The organism is Halobacillus sp. GSS1 (assembly GCF_017307035.1).
GTDB classification, from domain to species: Bacteria; Bacillota; Bacilli; order Bacillales; family Halobacillaceae; genus Halobacillus; species Halobacillus litoralis.
In genome coordinates this window covers 274,401-291,254 of record NZ_JAFLHE010000004.1, presented here as the reverse complement: position 1 = coordinate 291,254, position 16,854 = coordinate 274,401, and the positions used below count along the sequence as shown (strand labels likewise).

The 16,854-nt window shown below is 43.7% G+C and carries 15 protein-coding genes and 1 riboswitch; of the genes, 5 read left to right on the top strand and 10 right to left on the bottom strand.

What is annotated here, in order from left to right; all coding sequences use genetic code 11:
* Window positions 1-19: 19 nt before the first annotated feature.
* A complete protein-coding gene (locus J0K78_RS11610) occupies window positions 20-1,240 on the bottom strand; it encodes a hemolysin family protein (protein ID WP_206947141.1) in 1,221 nt (406 codons plus the stop codon).
* A 351-nt stretch (window positions 1,241-1,591) separates the two neighbouring features.
* Window positions 1,592-1,693, top strand: a riboswitch (purine riboswitch).
* Window positions 1,694-1,823: 130 nt separating this feature from the next.
* On the opposite strand from J0K78_RS11610, the gene J0K78_RS11605 reads away from it, so the two are divergent.
* Window positions 1,824-3,014 carry a NupC/NupG family nucleoside CNT transporter gene (locus J0K78_RS11605; RefSeq protein WP_206947139.1) on the top strand — a complete coding sequence of 397 codons (1,191 nt, stop codon included), beginning with the start codon at window positions 1,824-1,826 and terminating at the stop codon, window positions 3,012-3,014.
* Window positions 3,015-3,165: 151 nt separating this feature from the next.
* Here J0K78_RS11605 and J0K78_RS11600 read toward each other — a convergent pair whose 3' ends face one another.
* The 3 genes from J0K78_RS11600 to J0K78_RS11590 form a co-directional block, all read right to left on the bottom strand.
* The gene (locus J0K78_RS11600; RefSeq protein ID WP_206947259.1) at window positions 3,166-3,939 is read right to left on the bottom strand and encodes a SurA N-terminal domain-containing protein; all 774 of its coding nucleotides are present in this window, start codon (window positions 3,937-3,939) and stop codon (window positions 3,166-3,168) included.
* Window positions 3,940-4,132: 193 nt separating this feature from the next.
* The gene (locus J0K78_RS11595; protein ID WP_206947137.1) at window positions 4,133-4,603 is read right to left on the bottom strand and encodes an NUDIX hydrolase; all 471 of its coding nucleotides are present in this window, start codon (window positions 4,601-4,603) and stop codon (window positions 4,133-4,135) included.
* Window positions 4,600-5,646, bottom strand: a complete 1,047-nt coding sequence (locus J0K78_RS11590; protein ID WP_206947135.1) for a MerR family transcriptional regulator — start codon at window positions 5,644-5,646, stop codon at window positions 4,600-4,602. The genes J0K78_RS11595 and J0K78_RS11590 overlap by 4 nt, the downstream gene beginning before the upstream one ends.
* Before the next feature lie 257 nt (window positions 5,647-5,903).
* Between J0K78_RS11590 and J0K78_RS11585 the strand changes: the two genes are divergently transcribed.
* A complete protein-coding gene (locus J0K78_RS11585; protein ID WP_160914068.1) occupies window positions 5,904-6,161 on the top strand; it encodes a hypothetical protein in 258 nt (85 codons plus the stop codon).
* 139 nt (window positions 6,162-6,300) lie between these two features.
* Here the strand turns inward: J0K78_RS11585 and J0K78_RS11580 are convergent, their stop codons facing one another.
* Both J0K78_RS11580 and J0K78_RS11575 read right to left on the bottom strand, forming a co-directional pair.
* Window positions 6,301-8,496, bottom strand: a complete 2,196-nt coding sequence (locus J0K78_RS11580; RefSeq protein ID WP_206947132.1) for a Z1 domain-containing protein — start codon at window positions 8,494-8,496, stop codon at window positions 6,301-6,303.
* A gap of 88 nt (window positions 8,497-8,584) precedes the next feature.
* Window positions 8,585-9,022, bottom strand: coding sequence for a YkvA family protein (locus J0K78_RS11575; RefSeq protein WP_206947131.1), 438 nt, complete (start codon window positions 9,020-9,022; stop codon window positions 8,585-8,587).
* 269 nt (window positions 9,023-9,291) lie between these two features.
* Between J0K78_RS11575 and J0K78_RS11570 the strand changes: the two genes are divergently transcribed.
* Together J0K78_RS11570 and J0K78_RS11565 are read left to right on the top strand one after the other, a co-directional pair.
* A complete protein-coding gene (locus J0K78_RS11570) occupies window positions 9,292-10,551 on the top strand; it encodes an ATP-grasp domain-containing protein (protein ID WP_160914062.1) in 1,260 nt (419 codons plus the stop codon).
* Window positions 10,552-10,581: 30 nt separating this feature from the next.
* Entirely contained in the window at window positions 10,582-12,543 is a 1,962-nt protein-coding gene (locus J0K78_RS11565) for a hypothetical protein (RefSeq protein ID WP_206947129.1), read from the top strand.
* 315 nt (window positions 12,544-12,858) lie between these two features.
* Here J0K78_RS11565 and J0K78_RS11560 read toward each other — a convergent pair whose 3' ends face one another.
* The 3 genes from J0K78_RS11560 to J0K78_RS11550 all read right to left on the bottom strand — a co-directional run bounded on the left by J0K78_RS11560 (window position 12,859) and on the right by J0K78_RS11550 (window position 14,813).
* Window positions 12,859-13,056, bottom strand: a complete 198-nt coding sequence (locus J0K78_RS11560) for a cold-shock protein (protein WP_089651440.1) — start codon at window positions 13,054-13,056, stop codon at window positions 12,859-12,861.
* A gap of 173 nt (window positions 13,057-13,229) precedes the next feature.
* Window positions 13,230-13,550, bottom strand: coding sequence for a hypothetical protein (locus tag J0K78_RS11555; RefSeq protein WP_206947127.1), 321 nt, complete (start codon window positions 13,548-13,550; stop codon window positions 13,230-13,232).
* 51 nt (window positions 13,551-13,601) lie between these two features.
* Entirely contained in the window at window positions 13,602-14,813 is a 1,212-nt protein-coding gene (locus tag J0K78_RS11550) for a GNAT family N-acetyltransferase (RefSeq protein WP_206947125.1), read from the bottom strand.
* 149 nt (window positions 14,814-14,962) lie between these two features.
* Here J0K78_RS11550 and J0K78_RS11545 point away from each other — a divergent pair, with 149 nt between their 5' ends.
* Window positions 14,963-15,910 carry a GGDEF domain-containing protein gene (locus J0K78_RS11545; protein ID WP_206947123.1) on the top strand — a complete coding sequence of 316 codons (948 nt, stop codon included), beginning with the start codon at window positions 14,963-14,965 and terminating at the stop codon, window positions 15,908-15,910.
* Window positions 15,911-15,941: 31 nt separating this feature from the next.
* On the opposite strand, the gene J0K78_RS11540 is transcribed toward J0K78_RS11545, so the two are convergent.
* Entirely contained in the window at window positions 15,942-16,805 is an 864-nt protein-coding gene (locus J0K78_RS11540; protein WP_370551113.1) for a pirin family protein, read from the bottom strand.
* Window positions 16,806-16,854: the final 49 nt, after the last annotated feature.

Sequence of the window (16,854 nt, the reverse complement as noted above, 5' to 3'; positions counted from 1 at the left end):
CTATTTCCTGCACTCAACATCATTTAATAATCTGCACTTTCCTCACCATACGTCCCTCGATTTCCAACACTTTGAACGTTAGATTGTTTTGTTCCAATATATCCCCTTCATCAGGAAAATCATTGAATTCCTTGATCAAATAACCAGCAAGGACATCTTCCTCTTCTGGAATTTCTGTGTCAAAAATAGAGTTCAGACGACGCAGAGTAATTTTCCCATCACAAATCAACTCTGTTTCTGAAATCTTTTCAATGATGGAGTCACTCTCTACGTCCATTTCATCTTCTATTTCCAAGCCTATCATGGCTTCGATGACATCTTCATGGGTTAACACGCCCTCGGTTCCCCCATACTCATCCAAAACGATCGCCATGTGTTTCTTCTCTTTCGTCATTTTCCTAAACACCCATTCGATCTTATGGAACTCATAAACGACCAGGGGATCTTTGTACGTATAGTCCATAAACGGTTTTTCAGGTTCCATCGCCCACGAAATTAAATACTTCGAGTGGAAAACGCCGATGATGTCATCAATGTCCTCCCCATAGACAGGGTACCGGGTGAATGGGTGTTGCACGACCATGTCCCGGACCTCCTCGAAGGAAGCTTCCTGATCAATGGCAATCATGTCGACACGTGGTGTTTTCAAAACATCTTTTACGTTCAGATTATAAAAATCAAGCACACCTTTAATCCGGTGGGATTCCGCTTCATTGAACGTCCCTTCTGAGTCCGCGATGTCAACCATTGTACGGAGCTCTTCTTTTGAAATGGAAGATTCATTCACCTCCCCTTTCGATAAAGCATTTGTAATAAATCCTGTTAATCGATTCAGGACGATAGTAATGGGTTTGAAAAGGATCACAAAAAAACGAATGACTGGATAAACAGTCAAAGCGATGCGATCCGGAAAAGCAGCAGCCACTGATTTCGGAATAACCTCTGAGAAAATAATAATGGTCACCGTCAGGATGGCAGAGGCCAGCCCAACACTGAACCCATATTGGATAGCTAGTGTAGTCACAAGTGTAGGAAGCAGGATATTAGCAATATTATTCCCAATTAAAATTGTAGTGATGAACTCACTGGGGTGTGAGAGTAAATCCAGTAATTTCCCTGCTTTTTTATCGTCTTTCTTTGCTCTCGATTGGAGCTTCATTTTGTTAGCTGCCGTAAGGGCCGTTTCACTTCCTGAGAAGAAAAGCGAAACGAACAGCAAAAAGATGATCGCAATGATCACGGGGCTATTCCTCCTTGAATAATGGACACATTTTTAAGTGAAGAGGGATAAAAAAACAGATTCCCTCCTCTTATTCACGTGAGCTTTTTTTATACTCAAAAAAACTCACACGAAACTTCAGTCTTACCTATTGTACACTACCTCCTTTTCCCTTAGAAGAAATATGAAAACTATCTCTTGCTTCTACTGTAAAAATCATTTTATGAAATGAAAATCTTTGAAGATACTTCTTCATACGGAAAGTTTTCTATGGTACCTTTGACTGTAATGACACATTTAGAATATTCCGCATTTTACAACATTACATCATGGTCTTGTCACACTCTGTTTCATCTGCTAGAATTTCAAACTATCAACTTCATACGGATTCCTTATATAAATGTGGAAATATGGTCCACAAGTCTCTACCCGGCTACCGTAAATGACCGGACTATAAGGAAAGATACACTCAGGCTGTTTATTTATAACCTGTTCTACCTCTTTCCTTTTTTCTAAGGAAAGAGGTTTTTTATTTATCATAGGTTGTCAGACATCCTACCTCCAATGAAAGGAATCCGTAAACTATTCCAAGGAGGAACACATCATGAACATTCTTACAGGATTACTCTCTCTACTCGTCATCGTTGCTTTAGCTTGGCTGCTTAGCAGCAATCGAAAGATGGTGAAATGGCATACCATTCTTGTCGGTTTAGCTTTGGAAGGGATCTTTGTGTACACCATGCTCAATGTTTCTATCGGACAAAAGCTGTTAAAGCAAGCTGCCCTTTTCATACAAAGCGTGATTGATTACAGCTCTGCAGGGATTGAGTTTGTTTTTGGTCCGTTATTTGCTCTTACAGACATCAACTTTTTGTTTGCGATTAATGTGTTAGGCGCACTAATTTTTATATCAGCCCTAATTTCTGCTCTTTATCACATCCGTCTTCTCCCAATCATTGTGAAATTCTTAGGTACCATCATTGGAAAGTTATTAAAAACATCCAAAGTTGAGTCCTTCAGTGCAGTCGGAAATACGTTTCTAGGAGTGGCAGAGGCACCATTGCTCGTGAAGCCCTATTTGGCCCGAATGACTCGCTCTGAAACCTTTGCGATTATGGTCGGAGGAACCGCCTCAGCCAGTGGAGCCATCTTAGTTGGCTATGTAGGAATGGGAATTGATTTAAAATATCTATTAATCTCTATTTTCAGTGTACCATTCGTATCTTTGGTCATAGCCAAACTGCTTGAGCCGGAAGTGGAAGAATCTGAACTTAATGAAGAAATACAGATGTCGGAATCTGGTCACGCCAATGTATTTGAAGCGATTTCTGATGGGGCCGTTAGCGGAGTGAAACTCGCCTTAAATATTGGTGGACTTTTGATTGCCTTCATCAGTATGATTGCCCTTGTCAATGGACTCTTAGGCTTCATCAACACCGACCTATCGACCATTTTCGGATTCTTGTTCTATCCATTCGCCCTTCTCATTGGAATTCCGATCTCAGATGCTTTCCAGGCCGCTTCAATCATCGGAACGAAACTAGCAGCGAATGAATTCATCGCATATGGAAATCTGACAGAGATGGTTGATCAATTGTCTCCGAAGACAGTCGCCATCATGTCTGTGGCTCTATGTAACTTTGCGAATCTTTCATCCATCGGCCAATTGATTGTGGGTCTAGGTTCTCTGGCACCTAATAAACAATCCCAAGTAGCTAAACTCGGCCTAAAAGCCATTATCGGAGGAACACTCGCAAGCTTCATCACCGCCATCTTTGTATCCATGTTTATTTAGAGAGCACAAGTGAGAATATGTAATAATATGTAAGACCTGGTCACCCATGAAATGGATGACCAGGTCTTACAATTTCATCCAATATCACCATTACACTATTGAATACATCAAAAAAACCAGACCTCGCGAGGTCTGGTTTTTTTGCTTATTATTAAAGGTTAACTGTAACTTCTGCTTCTTCGCGAAGGTTATCGACAAGTTTTTGAGTGGCTTGTCCTTCTTTTTGACGAGTCAACTGCTGCTCGATTGTTGGTTTTGCTTCTTCAAAAGATGGTACTTCTTGTTCTGTATCCATGCTCTCTTGTTGTTCTTTCATTTTGTCATAAGCTTCTTTGATTTCTTCCTCTGAAGGTTTTACATCTCCAACTTCCTCAGCAATCAGCTTATCGATTTTAACTTGGGTCTGAACTTGTGACCTTACTTCTTTCTCGCTCATTCCCCGCTCTTCTAGCGCAGCAAGAAATTCATCAGCGGAACCCACTTGCTGTTGCTTAGCCAATTCCTCAAGTGTCTGGTTTACTTCTTTTTCAGACGCTGAAAATTCACGGTTGTCCGCTTCCTGCATCAACAGTTCTTGTCCTACAAGGCTTTCGGCTACCTGCTTCTTCAATTGATCTTGATCAAGTTCCTGCCCTGTCATTTGAGACTGCATCGCTGCTTGTTGGAACTGTCCTTTATAAGTCGTTTCAAATTCTTCTTTTTTAATTTCTGTACCATTTACACTAGCGACTACTTCCGGAACACCTTCAAGATCCGGCTCAGGTGCTTCAGGTTGTTCACCAGATTCTGCTTGTTCGGTTTTCTCTTCTTTTTCTTTCTCTTTTTCCTTATCATCAGAAGCGCCTTCATCGTTACCGCAGGCGGCAAGTAAAGAAACGAACGCTACAAATAGTAAACTCAATAACCACTTTTTATTCAATGTCATTACTCCTTTATTCATCGTTGTGATAGCCATTGTAACACGGAACTACTTTCTGTAAACACACCCATATCGCCGTTCCCCACTACCCGGCTGCACTCAACCACTTCAAAACCCTGTCATGCCAAGGCTTTTTCAAGGAATATTTTGTCTTTCTTACAAATGTGGAAAATTTGTGGAAAGAATGAAAGGGAATTCATCAGCGGATTACCGGGACACTTCCCCCTTCCATCCAATCCCGTATAAAGGGGGCCTGATGAGGGTTTAAAAGATTTTCCTGGATTTCTTCAGCATAGAAAAATTCTTGCCTCTTACTTTCGGAGTTGTGCGATAGCGTTCCATTATAGCATGTACTTCTAAAAACAATTTGCACACTAAATACTTTGTCACCATTCTCATAAGTAGCAAAACCATTTTCACCGGAATAGATGCCGTACAATTCCAACTCTCTTAGATCGAAGCCCGTTTCTTCCTTCACTTCCCTTTTGACTGTCGCCTCGAAAGTCTCCCCGATCTCAAGCAGTCCACCTGGAATCCCCCACAATCCATGATCCGAACGTTTTTGCAGCAGAATACGACCATGGACATCTTCAATGATTGCCCCACAGCCAACAGTCAGCAATGTTTCTTGACCGATCATTTGGCGCATCGTCTGAATATAGTCATTCATTCATTTACTCCCCTTTCCATCTTTTGAGCATAGAGCAAGTGGAGAATGGGATTGAACTGATGGACCTTCACATCATATCCATGCTCTTCCCACCACCTCATCAAACGTGAACGATCAGCATAGTACTCATCTTCAATCGCCTCTATCGCTTCCTCGTTCCCTTCTTCCTGATAACTTTCCAGGATGCTTTTTCTGTCTGATTCATCTTTGAACATTAAATCGGCAATCACTACCCGCCCGTAGTCACTCAGGACCCGGTCAATCTCTTCAAGCGCAAGCTCCTTGTCCTCATCCGGTAAATGATGAAGTGCATAGCTCGAAACGACGAAGTCCACCTCTTGATCTTTCAATGGAAGTGAAAGGAAGTGACCGAGACGTGTCTCCACCCCGGGATGTTTCTCTCCACAAACCTTCAGCATCTCTTTTGACTGATCCACGGCAGCCATAGAAATCCCCTGTTTCAGAAACCGCCGCGTCAAGTTACCAGTTCCTGCCCCAATATCTGCCCCTCTTTCTTCGTGTGATGCATCCATCCATGTATGTACCTTTTCCAGAGCCTCTTCATAATCCTGGTGAACATTGAAGCGGTACCCAGTGGTTTTAATGTTGTTATCGTAATCTTTCGCTTGATCATCAAAATCCCAACGATCGCGCCAGTTGGTCCGCTTCTCTTTCAATCCCTTTAACTCACGTGCCCTATCCATCATCTGTTCCTCCTCTCCTGCCTTCCCACTCACCTCAATCATACGATCTATCGTTACCATCATGTCTCTGATTTGGAGCATTTCTTCATTAAGCAGTGAACGCTGGGTATGTAGGTAATCCGTAAAATCATCATTCTGTTCCAAGGCTTTCTTAATTTCCTTCGTATATAAGCCAATCTCCCTCAAAGCAAGGATGGTACGCAAATCCCCGACCTCTTCTTCTGTGTAGATCCGGTATCCATTGGCCGCTTTTTGTGGAAAAATCAATTCTTTTTCTTCGTAAAAACGAATCGTCCTTGGTGTCGTCTCCAATAATTTCGCTACTTCCGTAATCTTCATGTAGGAATCCCCCTTTTCAAACCCCACTATAAAGGGTAACGTTACGTAAAGGTAAAGTGTATTTTCAAAAAACATCCTTAAAAAAATGACACTTACTCAAAAACGACTAATAATCTAGTACCCATGCTCATAAGCTTTTAAGGTTTAGGGAGAGAGTGTCATAATTTTCGGATAGTAGTTGAAAATCACTGTGAGCTTTTATAGTATAATGGTAACAAACAGTTTCATAGCTTTGATTTCCTTAGAGGAGTGAGCAAATGTTAAAAGAATCTGACTTTCCAACAGAAGAATTAAGAGACCAATGGATCAAGGTACGGAATAAGAAACTGGAGGAAATGGCCCAGTTCATCCAAAGATACTTCCATCTCACAAAAGTCAGAGAAAACCCGGGCAGTTATGAAGTTCAGGGGTATTTCTATCAACCTGGATTTGGTGAGGTCCGCATGGCGTTCGAATTCAGTTACGAGAACGTCGCCAAGTTCACGGATTTATTTGATGAACCTATTGAAAAATAAGAAATATAAAAAAGACCCTTTCACTGGGTCTTTTTTTCCACACTAAAATCAGAAAGTCAACCAAAACACTATTGTGGAAGACTCCGTTCAATATGTAAAAAAGCCTGTACCTTTTATCTCTCGGGTACAGGCTTTCTTACTAGTCCTGGATGGTCTTATTCGCATACACAGTTGGAGCTGTCTCGGCCTGGGCAATGAGGACAGGCCACCAGAATGGTGTCCCGCGCCAACCATGTTCTTTTTTTCCTTCCTGACGAAGCATGAGGAAAGCCGGGTGTTGTTGAGCGACCTTCCTTGCCACTGTGAGTTCCCCTGTCCCTTTCCCCGGTGTATCAGGGGAGTTTTCGAACTTCCCATCCTGTTTGAAACGGCGAATGTGCCTATTCTTTCTTGTAAGCAGCCAGACGAAAGCCTCATCCTGCGCCTCAGAACCCAAGTAATCGAGGATTCCTTCATATTCTTCTAGATGAAAATCATGACCGTTTTCCATTTCCAGAGTCTCATGAACCAGACGAAGGATCTCCTTCGCCCTCGTTACCGGTATAAGATACGCCTCATCTTTAGTGGCACGAGCATTCTTTTTAGCGTTTTCAACCAGCTGATCGATCTTGCGTACCGTTTTTTCGATATGCGTTTTATATCCCGTTTGGAAACCGACAGGCAGTATACGCTTGTGTGGTTTAATCATCGTAAGGCTGGATAATAAAATTTTATTAGGATTGCATGGCATGATCGTGTCTTTGAGATCTCTTTGAATGAAAACAACACCTTTATGATGGCCGCCGCGTTCGAAAGCGTTCCTCAGTTCCCTGTCGAACTCGTGGATTCGTTTCATGACTGTGTAGATCTTTTGTGTTGTGTAAAAACGGGTAACAGCAAGGTCTGCGGCTGGTCTTGCTCCATACATTCGAGAGTGCTGCAAGACCGTATCCTGTTGAAAAGATTTCGGGTTTCTTCCATAGAAAAAGCCGATGAGGTTGTGAATCGTCACTCCACGGTCAAGGATTTGCCCGCCGATGAAAATATTCATGGGAGCTCTAAGCTTCAACTCTCCTTTATGATCGAGCAGTTCGGTCACATCTTTTTCCGAGTTGACCACACTGCTTACGAGATATTCTTCATCCAAAGAATGACGGACTTCTTCGTACACATCGTCAAAAGTAGGAGCCGGAGTCTTTTTCAATGTATTCACTGAACGGATAAGGTCGTCATAAGACTCACGAACAAGCCTTTGAAACTCTTCCGATTCCGACCGGGCACCCTCGATAAGCAACGTTTCAAAACCCTGGATCAGTTCGGCCTGCCAGGCATGTGCATTTTTCCCACGCTCAGTGTGGATGATAAAAGAATACTTTTGTTGTCTTCGGCCTTTCATCCGTTGCTGAAAACGACGGATGCTCGTGCCCACAATGAAGTTCACAACCGCCCTCCGAATGTTTGCAATATTTTTCTGACTCAGCAAACGATCCATCTTCACACGACGGCCATCCATCTTTTTCATGACCTCCAACTCTTTTTCCTCGACTTCATGGTAAAGGAAGGAAGCAAGGTGACCGTCCTTCTCACTTTTGTCAAAATAAACATTCCCACCGATATAGCGGTCATGTACAGGCACAAGTTCTGTGAACGCCGGGCGGATCGGTTCGAACACCTTCCCTTCATGGACTTTCATTTCTTCCGGCTGCAAATAAAGGGAATAAGGAGTCGCAGTGACTTGTAAAAACGCTGGGCGGTTCAGCGCTTTTCTAAGCTTATTGATTTTTAATGCAATCACGCGCATTTGTTTGATATTCTGCTCCCGCTTGTATTCGTAAGCGACACTTGCGAAGTCAGCTTCGTCATCGATGAAAAGCACGCGCTTATTCTGCAGGGATGGATATTTTTCCATCACCGCCTGCTGCAGCCGATCCAGATTATGAGTTTCCTTTTTGACGATAAGAGCCAGCTTTTGTGATAATTCATATTTTCGTAGATTATCAGGCATGTTCATAATATCAAAAACCTGCAGGGCATCGTGTTCGATTGCCCCTTCGAACTCTTCGTGCAGACGGGCATACGTCTGTTTGACAAGCGCATTCGTCCCTTTCGTCAAAAGGATAACGAGATCAAAACCATGATCATACGCGAGTCCCATCAAACCGATGAACGTACGTGTTTTCCCGGATTGGATTTTCCCAAGAAGCATGCCGGGTCGGTGCTCGGTCGTGTTTGTACCTTGAAGTTTCGCCATCGTCCGCAGCATACACTCCCGGACAGGCTGTTTATATTGATTCTTTTTATTTAAATACTTGAAAAAGTCTCCATTCGTTTTCAAGTGTTGGAATGTCGCTGTCATTGTATCTTCTCCCTTTTACAAAACACGCTTATTATACATGATTGTGGAACATGAAAAAAGCAAGGAAACCTGGAAATGGTCTCCTTGCCTACTCTTTTTTCTGTACGGGGGCTTCCAAATCATCAACGTCCACTTGACCGTTAAAGATTTTCAAGAGTCTTGTTTTCGCCTGTTCCCTCACCTGATCATCTATATGGGAAATTACTTGATAGACAGCATAGATGATGACGGCACTATCATCCGTAAAACCAACGACCGGGATGAAGTCCGGAATGACATCAAGGGGTAAGATCAAATAACCTAATGCGCCTGCGATCGTCAGCTTGGCTTTCTTTGGTGTATCAGGGCTTTTGAAGGCATAATACAGAAGCAGGCTGTAATAGACGATTTTAGTCCCGATTCGACTGCTGTACGTACGAAGCTTTTCACCATATTCTTTCTCAGAGAAATAGGCTCGTCCCCGCTCCACCGCTTTACGTGGATCAAGATTTTTCAAACGATCCTGATAGGTTTTTTGTTTTGTCATAGGCACCTTCCTTTTTTTCAGTACTATACTTTTTACGTAAATCCCTTCATCTAAACTTCTTGATCGATGATTCGCTTTATTTCCTGGGAAATCGACTTCCCCCGTAGAAATTTTTATGACCTCTTTTGTTGTAATCATTGTAGAAGGAACACTAGTTTTGTCGAATGCGCGAATAAAGCTTACAGTTTTTGGCCTATTCTGATACTTTAAGAGTAACAGTGTCAAAGTTTCCTATACTTATATTTTCACTGACAAAGGAGAGGTTCGTAATGGATTTAGATCAACTTGAATTGAATGCGACTGTAGATGAGACGGTTCAAACAAAACCGTATTACACGGCTTTAGTCGGCTGGAGTGTGCAGGCCATCGAGGCTGCAGCTCGCATGAATCGTCCATTCGTCGTTGTCGGACCTGCAGAATTTGAGACGTATGCAGAAAAGCACGACATTCCGTTTGTAGGATGGGACTTTAACAAGCTCAATGAAAGCTCTGATCATTTGTATAAGCAATTGAAGGACATGGGTGTAGAGCTTGCAGTTCCTTTATATGAAGAATGTGTGGAATGGGCGGGCGCACTCAATGCTCGTTTCCGTGAAGACCCTCGTGTATTCAACCGTTCCCTATTGCTTCGTGACAAAGGAATGATGAAGCGGAAAGCACAAATTTCCGGCATCAAGGTCGGCGTCTTTGAAGAGGCCCGCGACAAAGATGACGTCCAGCGTTTCTTGAAGCGTGTCAACGAAGCTTTGTTGAAACTGGAAGGAGATCACCTCGATCCGATCCACGTCAAACCATTGGACAAAGCGGGTTCTGTCGGTCACCTGGCAATCTATAATAATGAGGATATTGAACGAATTCAGGATGTTGACTTCCCACTATTGATGGAAAGTCACCTGGATGGACAGGAATTCTCCTGCGAAGCCTTCATTCATAAAGGCAAGGTTCGTTTTCTCAATATTACGGAGTATGTGAAGCTTGGCTATTCCAACTTCGTTCCGGCTTCCCCGAGCTTAGAGGAAAAGCGCCCACTCATTGAACGAGCTGTCCAACAGCTGGTGGACGCTTTTGAAATCGAATACGGTGTCATTCATCCCGAGTACTTTATTACCCAGGACGGAACGCTTCACTTTGGAGAAGTAGCGGCCCGTGTACCAGGAGGTCATATTTTCGAGTTGATTGAGCGCGCTTATGGATTCAGTGCCTATGAAGCTCAAATCCTTTGCAGTGATCCGAATACAACAGAAGAGGAAATCCGTGAATTTTTCCCAGATCCTTACGATTACCAAAATTACGCCGGTTGCCTAATGGTTCACCCGAATGTGGATTATGTTGAAGACTTGAAGATTCCTGAAGAACTTGAAGACCATCCGTACTTTGAGAAGCACGATATGTTCACCCCTCCTCAAGGAAAAGTAGCTGAACGTGTCGGTTTCGGAAACCACTATGGAACGATCTTTTTCTATGGCCGTGACAGTGAAGAAATGACCGATTTGCTGAAGTCATACGAGCAATACAACTTTTACGTATAATCGCATGCGATAGAGAAAGGAGAGGTTTTTATGCCTCAAACGACGAGTGCCCTTGTCGAACGTTTCATCTATGCTTTAGATCAATTAGATAAAGCTCCATCCTTTGCCAAATCCAAGTACCAGACAGATGTCTATCAGGAAGCGAACCGACTGATTGAAGCAGAGGATGGCTTTGATAATTTATATCAGCATGCCGGCCGATTGGAAGAAGCGGGTGTATTTCAGGATGGACCTTGGGAAGCAGCGGAGAAGCTACAGCCCCCTCTTGTCGCAGGTTCCCTGAAAGCGAAAGGCCTGCCTATGATCATTGAAGTTCTAAGTGAAATGCGCATGCTCGCTTTAGCTAAAGGAAAAGCGACCAATTCGAATGTTCCGCCTGAAATGGCTGAAGAATTTTTGAATGAAGTGATGGTCCTGAATCTGAACCTCTTGTTCCCGGATGCCAGTGAAAGTTCCCGGATTGAAAAGCATGAGAATGATGAAAAAGCGGGTAAGTTATTCCAATTTCTATCTACTCACCTTTCGTCAACCGCTCTGATCCAAACCCTTATCAATGAAATTAAACGACTCACAGCGCAACGTCCTATTATGGTGAAGCGCATCGTATCCATGATTAAAATGGCTAAAGAAATGCTCGACCACGATTCAGATGAACATGGGAAGGCTGAACTGAAACAATTCATTGCAGCCATCGAAGGTCCTTCTAAACTGAGTGCACAGTTCAACGACGTCCATGCATACCGTTCTCAGTTAAAAACACTCACGCGTACCGACCTTATTTCCGAAAGCGTCGCACTCGCTCAATCCATGCGTGAAACAGGACTTGTAGCTCCGCATCACGCAACCTTGATCCGCTTTTTGAGCAAAAGAAACCCTGCCCTTCTCGCCTATGCTCTGAACCTAAACAGTAAAGGCAGTGCGAACCTTGAAGAGCACCGGGAACTCGTCATCCAGTTGATCCGGGCTTCCATTTTCCCTGGAACCCGCCAGGCGATTTATGGTCTTTCAATGTTACTTGAGCGTGGGGTATTGTCACACTCCCCTGTTGCACCGGGCCTAAGGCGATTGGTAGAACTTGATATCCGCCCGGATGTCCGAAATGCTCTATATTCAACGACGAATACGGGCGAAGGTGTCACTGCGAACAGTATACTTGTCGCGGGGACGATCCAAGTGCTCGGTCAACCGCTCGGCGTTGGTCAAGGGTTCAACCCGACCTGTCAGGCCGCCCGTGGAATTAGCTTATGGGCACAGCACGCACCGGGATTCCTGCTTGAAATCATTCCGCGTGCGGCACGTGACGGCGACCTTGACTTTACGTTTGAAGGAACACCGATTCATTCCAAAGAGCTAACAGGTGGACTTGCTCCGGATCTTGATAAAGAGCTCGATCCTGTATCCCTTGTCCTCGTCCCACACTTGGACAAGATCTATAGTGAAATGATGACGCGTGTCGCTTTGCGAGGAGAAGACGGTCACCGCTGGGTTAACCCGGCGTTTTATGGAAACTGGGTCCAGAAAGGTTTCAGTTCCGTGTTCGATCCGATTACCGGATACGTATTGGATTACCCAGGATTCGTTAAACTTTTCTACGCTACCCATCATACAGAATACAATGATGATTATGAATTGATTTATCCAAACCCTGTCGGCATTTTCATTACCAACGTGCACGGCAAACTGCTCGGTCTCCACGCTGTATCGATTACAAGAATAACGAAAGACCCGAGTGGCGAAGAAAGAATCTACTTTTATAACCCGAACAATGACGGTTCCCAGAACTGGGGGCAGAACATTGAACCAAGCGTCAGCGGGAATGGCGAAATGGAAGGCGAAAGCTCTCTTCCTTTCCACCAATTCGTTTCCCGGTTATACGCCTTCCACTATAACCCTTACGAACAAGGGGATGCATATGCAGTGGAAAATTCCATTGTTGATGGAATCCGCCAGCTTGCTCAGGAGAGCTGGGGAAATGATTATACGTGGGTGTAAATTGTCAAAAGCCAGACTCTTTATGGGAGTCTGGCTTTTTTGTTGGAGCTATAGAGCTGTAGGTTTTATTAGCAGGTTTGCGCAATATATAAGTAGCTTTTCACCATTTTATTAGCGACTCCCAACCAGATATTATCAACTTCTAATTCTATCAGTGACTTTTGGCCGTTTATCGGTAGGTTTTCGCCATTTATCAGTTGGTTTGGCGTATTTATCGGTGGGTTTTGCGCTTTTATCAGTGACTTTCACAAATACATCAGTATTTTGCAAAAAAAAAAAAGACTTCCGAACGAGTCGGAAGTCTTTTTTACTTACTTATTTTTGAACGTTAGCCGCTTGTGGGCCACGGTCGCCTTCAACGATTTCGAAAGAAACTTGTTCGTTCTCTTCTAGAGTTTTGAAACCTTCGCCTTGAATAGCAGAGAAGTGTACGAATACGTCGTCTTGACCTTCTACTTCAATAAATCCGAAACCTTTTTCTGCGTTGAACCATTTAACTGTACCTTGTAACATGTTGTTACCTCCTGCGTGGATGAAAGATCCACATTGTATTACTATAATTGCTCTGCCTATTCATTCAAGACGAAAGTCACTTTCAAGTTCCTTTAGCTTTCATTCCTAACCGAACAAGAATAATTAACTTTATTATATACCCATATCCACCATGCGTCAACCTTCTGGCAACACTATTTTTCATCCAATAGCGGAACGGTTTCCTTACCATAATACGCGCTCAGCAGCTGTTCAAGCTTCACTCCGGGGTATTTCGCCTGTAATTTCCCTTCAAAATTCTTTAAAGAAAGTTTCCTTTGTAAGTCCAAAGCGTACACACTCACATCCATAAAGTCAGCGAGTGCGACAAGCTCTTCATAGGAAAGTGGAGTCGTATAAATGGTCCCTGCTGTCTCCCCTATCCTTTCATAACGCACCCGAAAAGCCTCGAGCACGTTTGCAAAAGGACCACTTTCAAAGTGCTTTACAGCTGCGTATACCTTTTTCTGTCTCATCGTTCCCTCTCCCTACACCTGAATTCCCATGTTATATAGGTATGGTTTCAGTTAGAAAAATGTCCAGCTTTTCGGCTGATACGGATGGTGAAACAGGTTCACAGCTCGTCCATCCCTGACAGCCGCTCCACACCTCAACAAACTCGAAAGCGACACGCAGCCCATCATTAAGGAAGAAAAATGCGCGATATCTATTTCAATGATCACCTCAGCCTCTTCATCGGTGGCTTCCGGTTTTCCATTCGTAAACTGCCAGACCGACTCGTATGTTTCATTCAGGAAAGAGTCGCTCACTTTCCATCCAATCTTGACCGTATCCATTCCAAAGGTGACCTCTCCCAATTTCTCAAGGAAAGCAGGGATGTCCAGGATGCGATACATCAACCCCCGGCCTTCTTCACTGACTTTATGGTAGATGGAAAAGATGAGCTGTTCATCTACATGGACAGGATCATTCAGTGAATAAGAAAATTCCTGATCAAACGTCGGGAAATAGATGGAGCGCACTTGATCTTTTTGATTATGTAGATATTGAATAAGTGTCCGATAGGCTTTTGTCGACGTGTAGAAAAAGTTTTTGACATGAACATCGTTTTGCAAAAAGTGATCGCCTTCCCTGAATTCAAGCGTCACATATCCCGTAAGCCTCCCCTGTTCTCTTACGCCAAAAGTGTGAAGCTCTTCTTTCTCGAGGAAAGCGAATCCATACTGAGGAATGGCTGTTGCCCCGTGGTTCTCCCTTGCCCATGTGTCATAACAGGCTTTCACTTCATCCTGATGATTGGAATGCAACACTTCCACCTTCTCTCCTTCATCATAGGAAGGGAGCTGAGAAGGATGAAAATGGTAGGTGGACAACCTTGGACCGAGCCCGAATCCCATCCGCTTATAAAAAGAAGGCTTAAACGGGTACAAATGGGCGATGGTTTGCCCCTTGCCTCTAGCTTCTGTAATGAAATGTTGAATGATCCGCTTCGCATGGCCTTGTTTTTTGTAAGGAAGATCAACCGCTACGGTCCCAATTCCTGCAGCTTCTACTTGATGACCATATACATTCATGAGGTGGTCATAAGCGATGTATCCACCGACGAGCTGTTTATCTTCATAAAGACCGATCGTGTGTATGTCATTCTTCTGAGCCATTTTCCTCCGGTGCTCGGTGTACCTTTCCTGCTCTTCCCGAGTATTTAATTTCATCCCCGGGTAACAGCGTCTCGATAAGTCTGTGAATGCGTTGAAATCTTTTAATTCTTGAAAGCTCATACCTTTTCCTCCTTGATGAACATTTCTACACCTCAAGCCTAGCATTTTCCAAATATTTCATCTATTCTATTATAAAGAACATTCTATAGTATTTTTGCTTGAGTCTGAAGACCTCAGAAGTAAAATTCCCTTTCAGGCAGGTGAAGAAAATGGAAGGTCCCATCCCCTGGGCCATGTTAAAACACACGTATGCTCAAGCTTTACAAGCGACCATCCCGAAGGCTGTTGAAGATCATCTACTGGATATGAGCCACATAAGAGAATTCATGGCATATGTGGAGCATTATCCTGAGTACTCCAGTCACTTGATTCAGACCTTACGCAGATCCTGTGATGCCTTGTTTCTACCAGAAAAAGAATATGACAGGTATATAAAGAAAGATTATAAGGAAGGGGTCAGCGTGGGTGCCGCTTTCGCTGAACGCGATTTTTTTACGATTGATTTGATGCTCCAGCTGACACACAGCACCAGAATGTGCAGCATCCAAAGCGTATTGAAAGCCATCACTGCCGTGGACGCTGACGTTGATTCCTCTCCCATTATTGAACGTTTTTTTGACATTACAAATAAGAGGCAGAATTCATTTTTTCAAGGATACATAGAGGAGCAAAACAAAAAGCTAAAGCACCAAAGCATGAGAGATCCACTAACCTCGCTGTATAACCGCAGGTATTTTTATCCCTATGTAAAAGAAGAACTGGTAAGAGCGCAGAAAGAAGCCTTCCCTGTCACCCTGATCCTTGTTGATTTTAACAATTTTAAAGAGATCAATGATCGCCGAGGTCACCAGGAAGGGGATCGTGTGTTGAAAAAATTCGCCGGGTGTCTTTCCAACATCCACGAAGATTTTGACGGAGCTTTCCGGTTCGGAGGCGATGAATTTGTCCTCGTCCTGTCGGGGTACAAGGAAAATGGTGCAGAAAAATTAGCCCAGGACCTTAATCAAACGATTAAACAGATCGAAGAAGGAGCTTCTATTTCCTACGGCTTGATCCAACTCCCAACGGAAGCTTTCAGTGAGGATTTAAATTTGGATTTGTATCTTAACCTGGCTGATGAGCGAATGTATGAACATAAACAATACGCAAAAAAATAAAGACTCCTGATTAAACAGGAGTCTTCATTGCTCAAACCGCAGGAGGCCCAAACTTCCCTTTACGGAAGTCGTCATAAGCCTGCTTGATCTCTTCCATTGAATTCATGACAAACGGGCCATGTGGGACAATTTCTTCTCTGATTGGTGCACCGGAATAGACAAGCACCTTCGTCCGGCGCTTCTTAGAGATAAGCTTTAATTCACTCGTTCCTTCCCCATCTTCCTGAAAAGAAAGTGTACCGACGCCATGCTTCTTCACATTCACTTCATTTTCACCTGCTACCACATCACCAGCAAGGACATAGAGGAAAGCATTGTGGTTGTCAGGCAGTTCAAGAATGAATGCCGCACCTTCAGATAAAGTGATTTCGCTGAGCGTAATGGGAACAATGGAGTCTAGGGGTCCTTCCACTCCGGCAACATTCCCGGAAAACACTTTCACTGCTCCCCCATCAAAAGGAACGACAGGAGCTTCTTCTCCATATACATTTTGATAGATGGTTTTAGAGTTCTTCTTATCTTTCGGAAGGTTCAACCATAGCTGCAGCGTATGCGCGACATCATCTTCCACTCCATCTTCGGCGTGTCTTGCTGCCCAGCCGGCATTCATGTACTGCACGTCACCAGGTTCAAGAATATCGCGCCCGCCGGCATTGTCAATATGCTCCAACCGTCCATCAACGACATACGTGACCGTCTGGAAACCACGGTGCGGGTGATCCGGAAACGTTCCTTTTTTAAACCAATCCTCAGCCATCAGTATAAATGGATCGAAGTCGCGCCACCTGTCAGCAGGCAGAACCCAACCTTTTTGAATAGCCGGAAACCCCATCTCTTGATATTGAACGTACCAATGATCATTCACTTCTCTTTGAAAGTTTGCCATTTCAACCATCCCCTTCAATTAGTTGCTATAACTACTATATGATGAAAAAAAGGGCTCC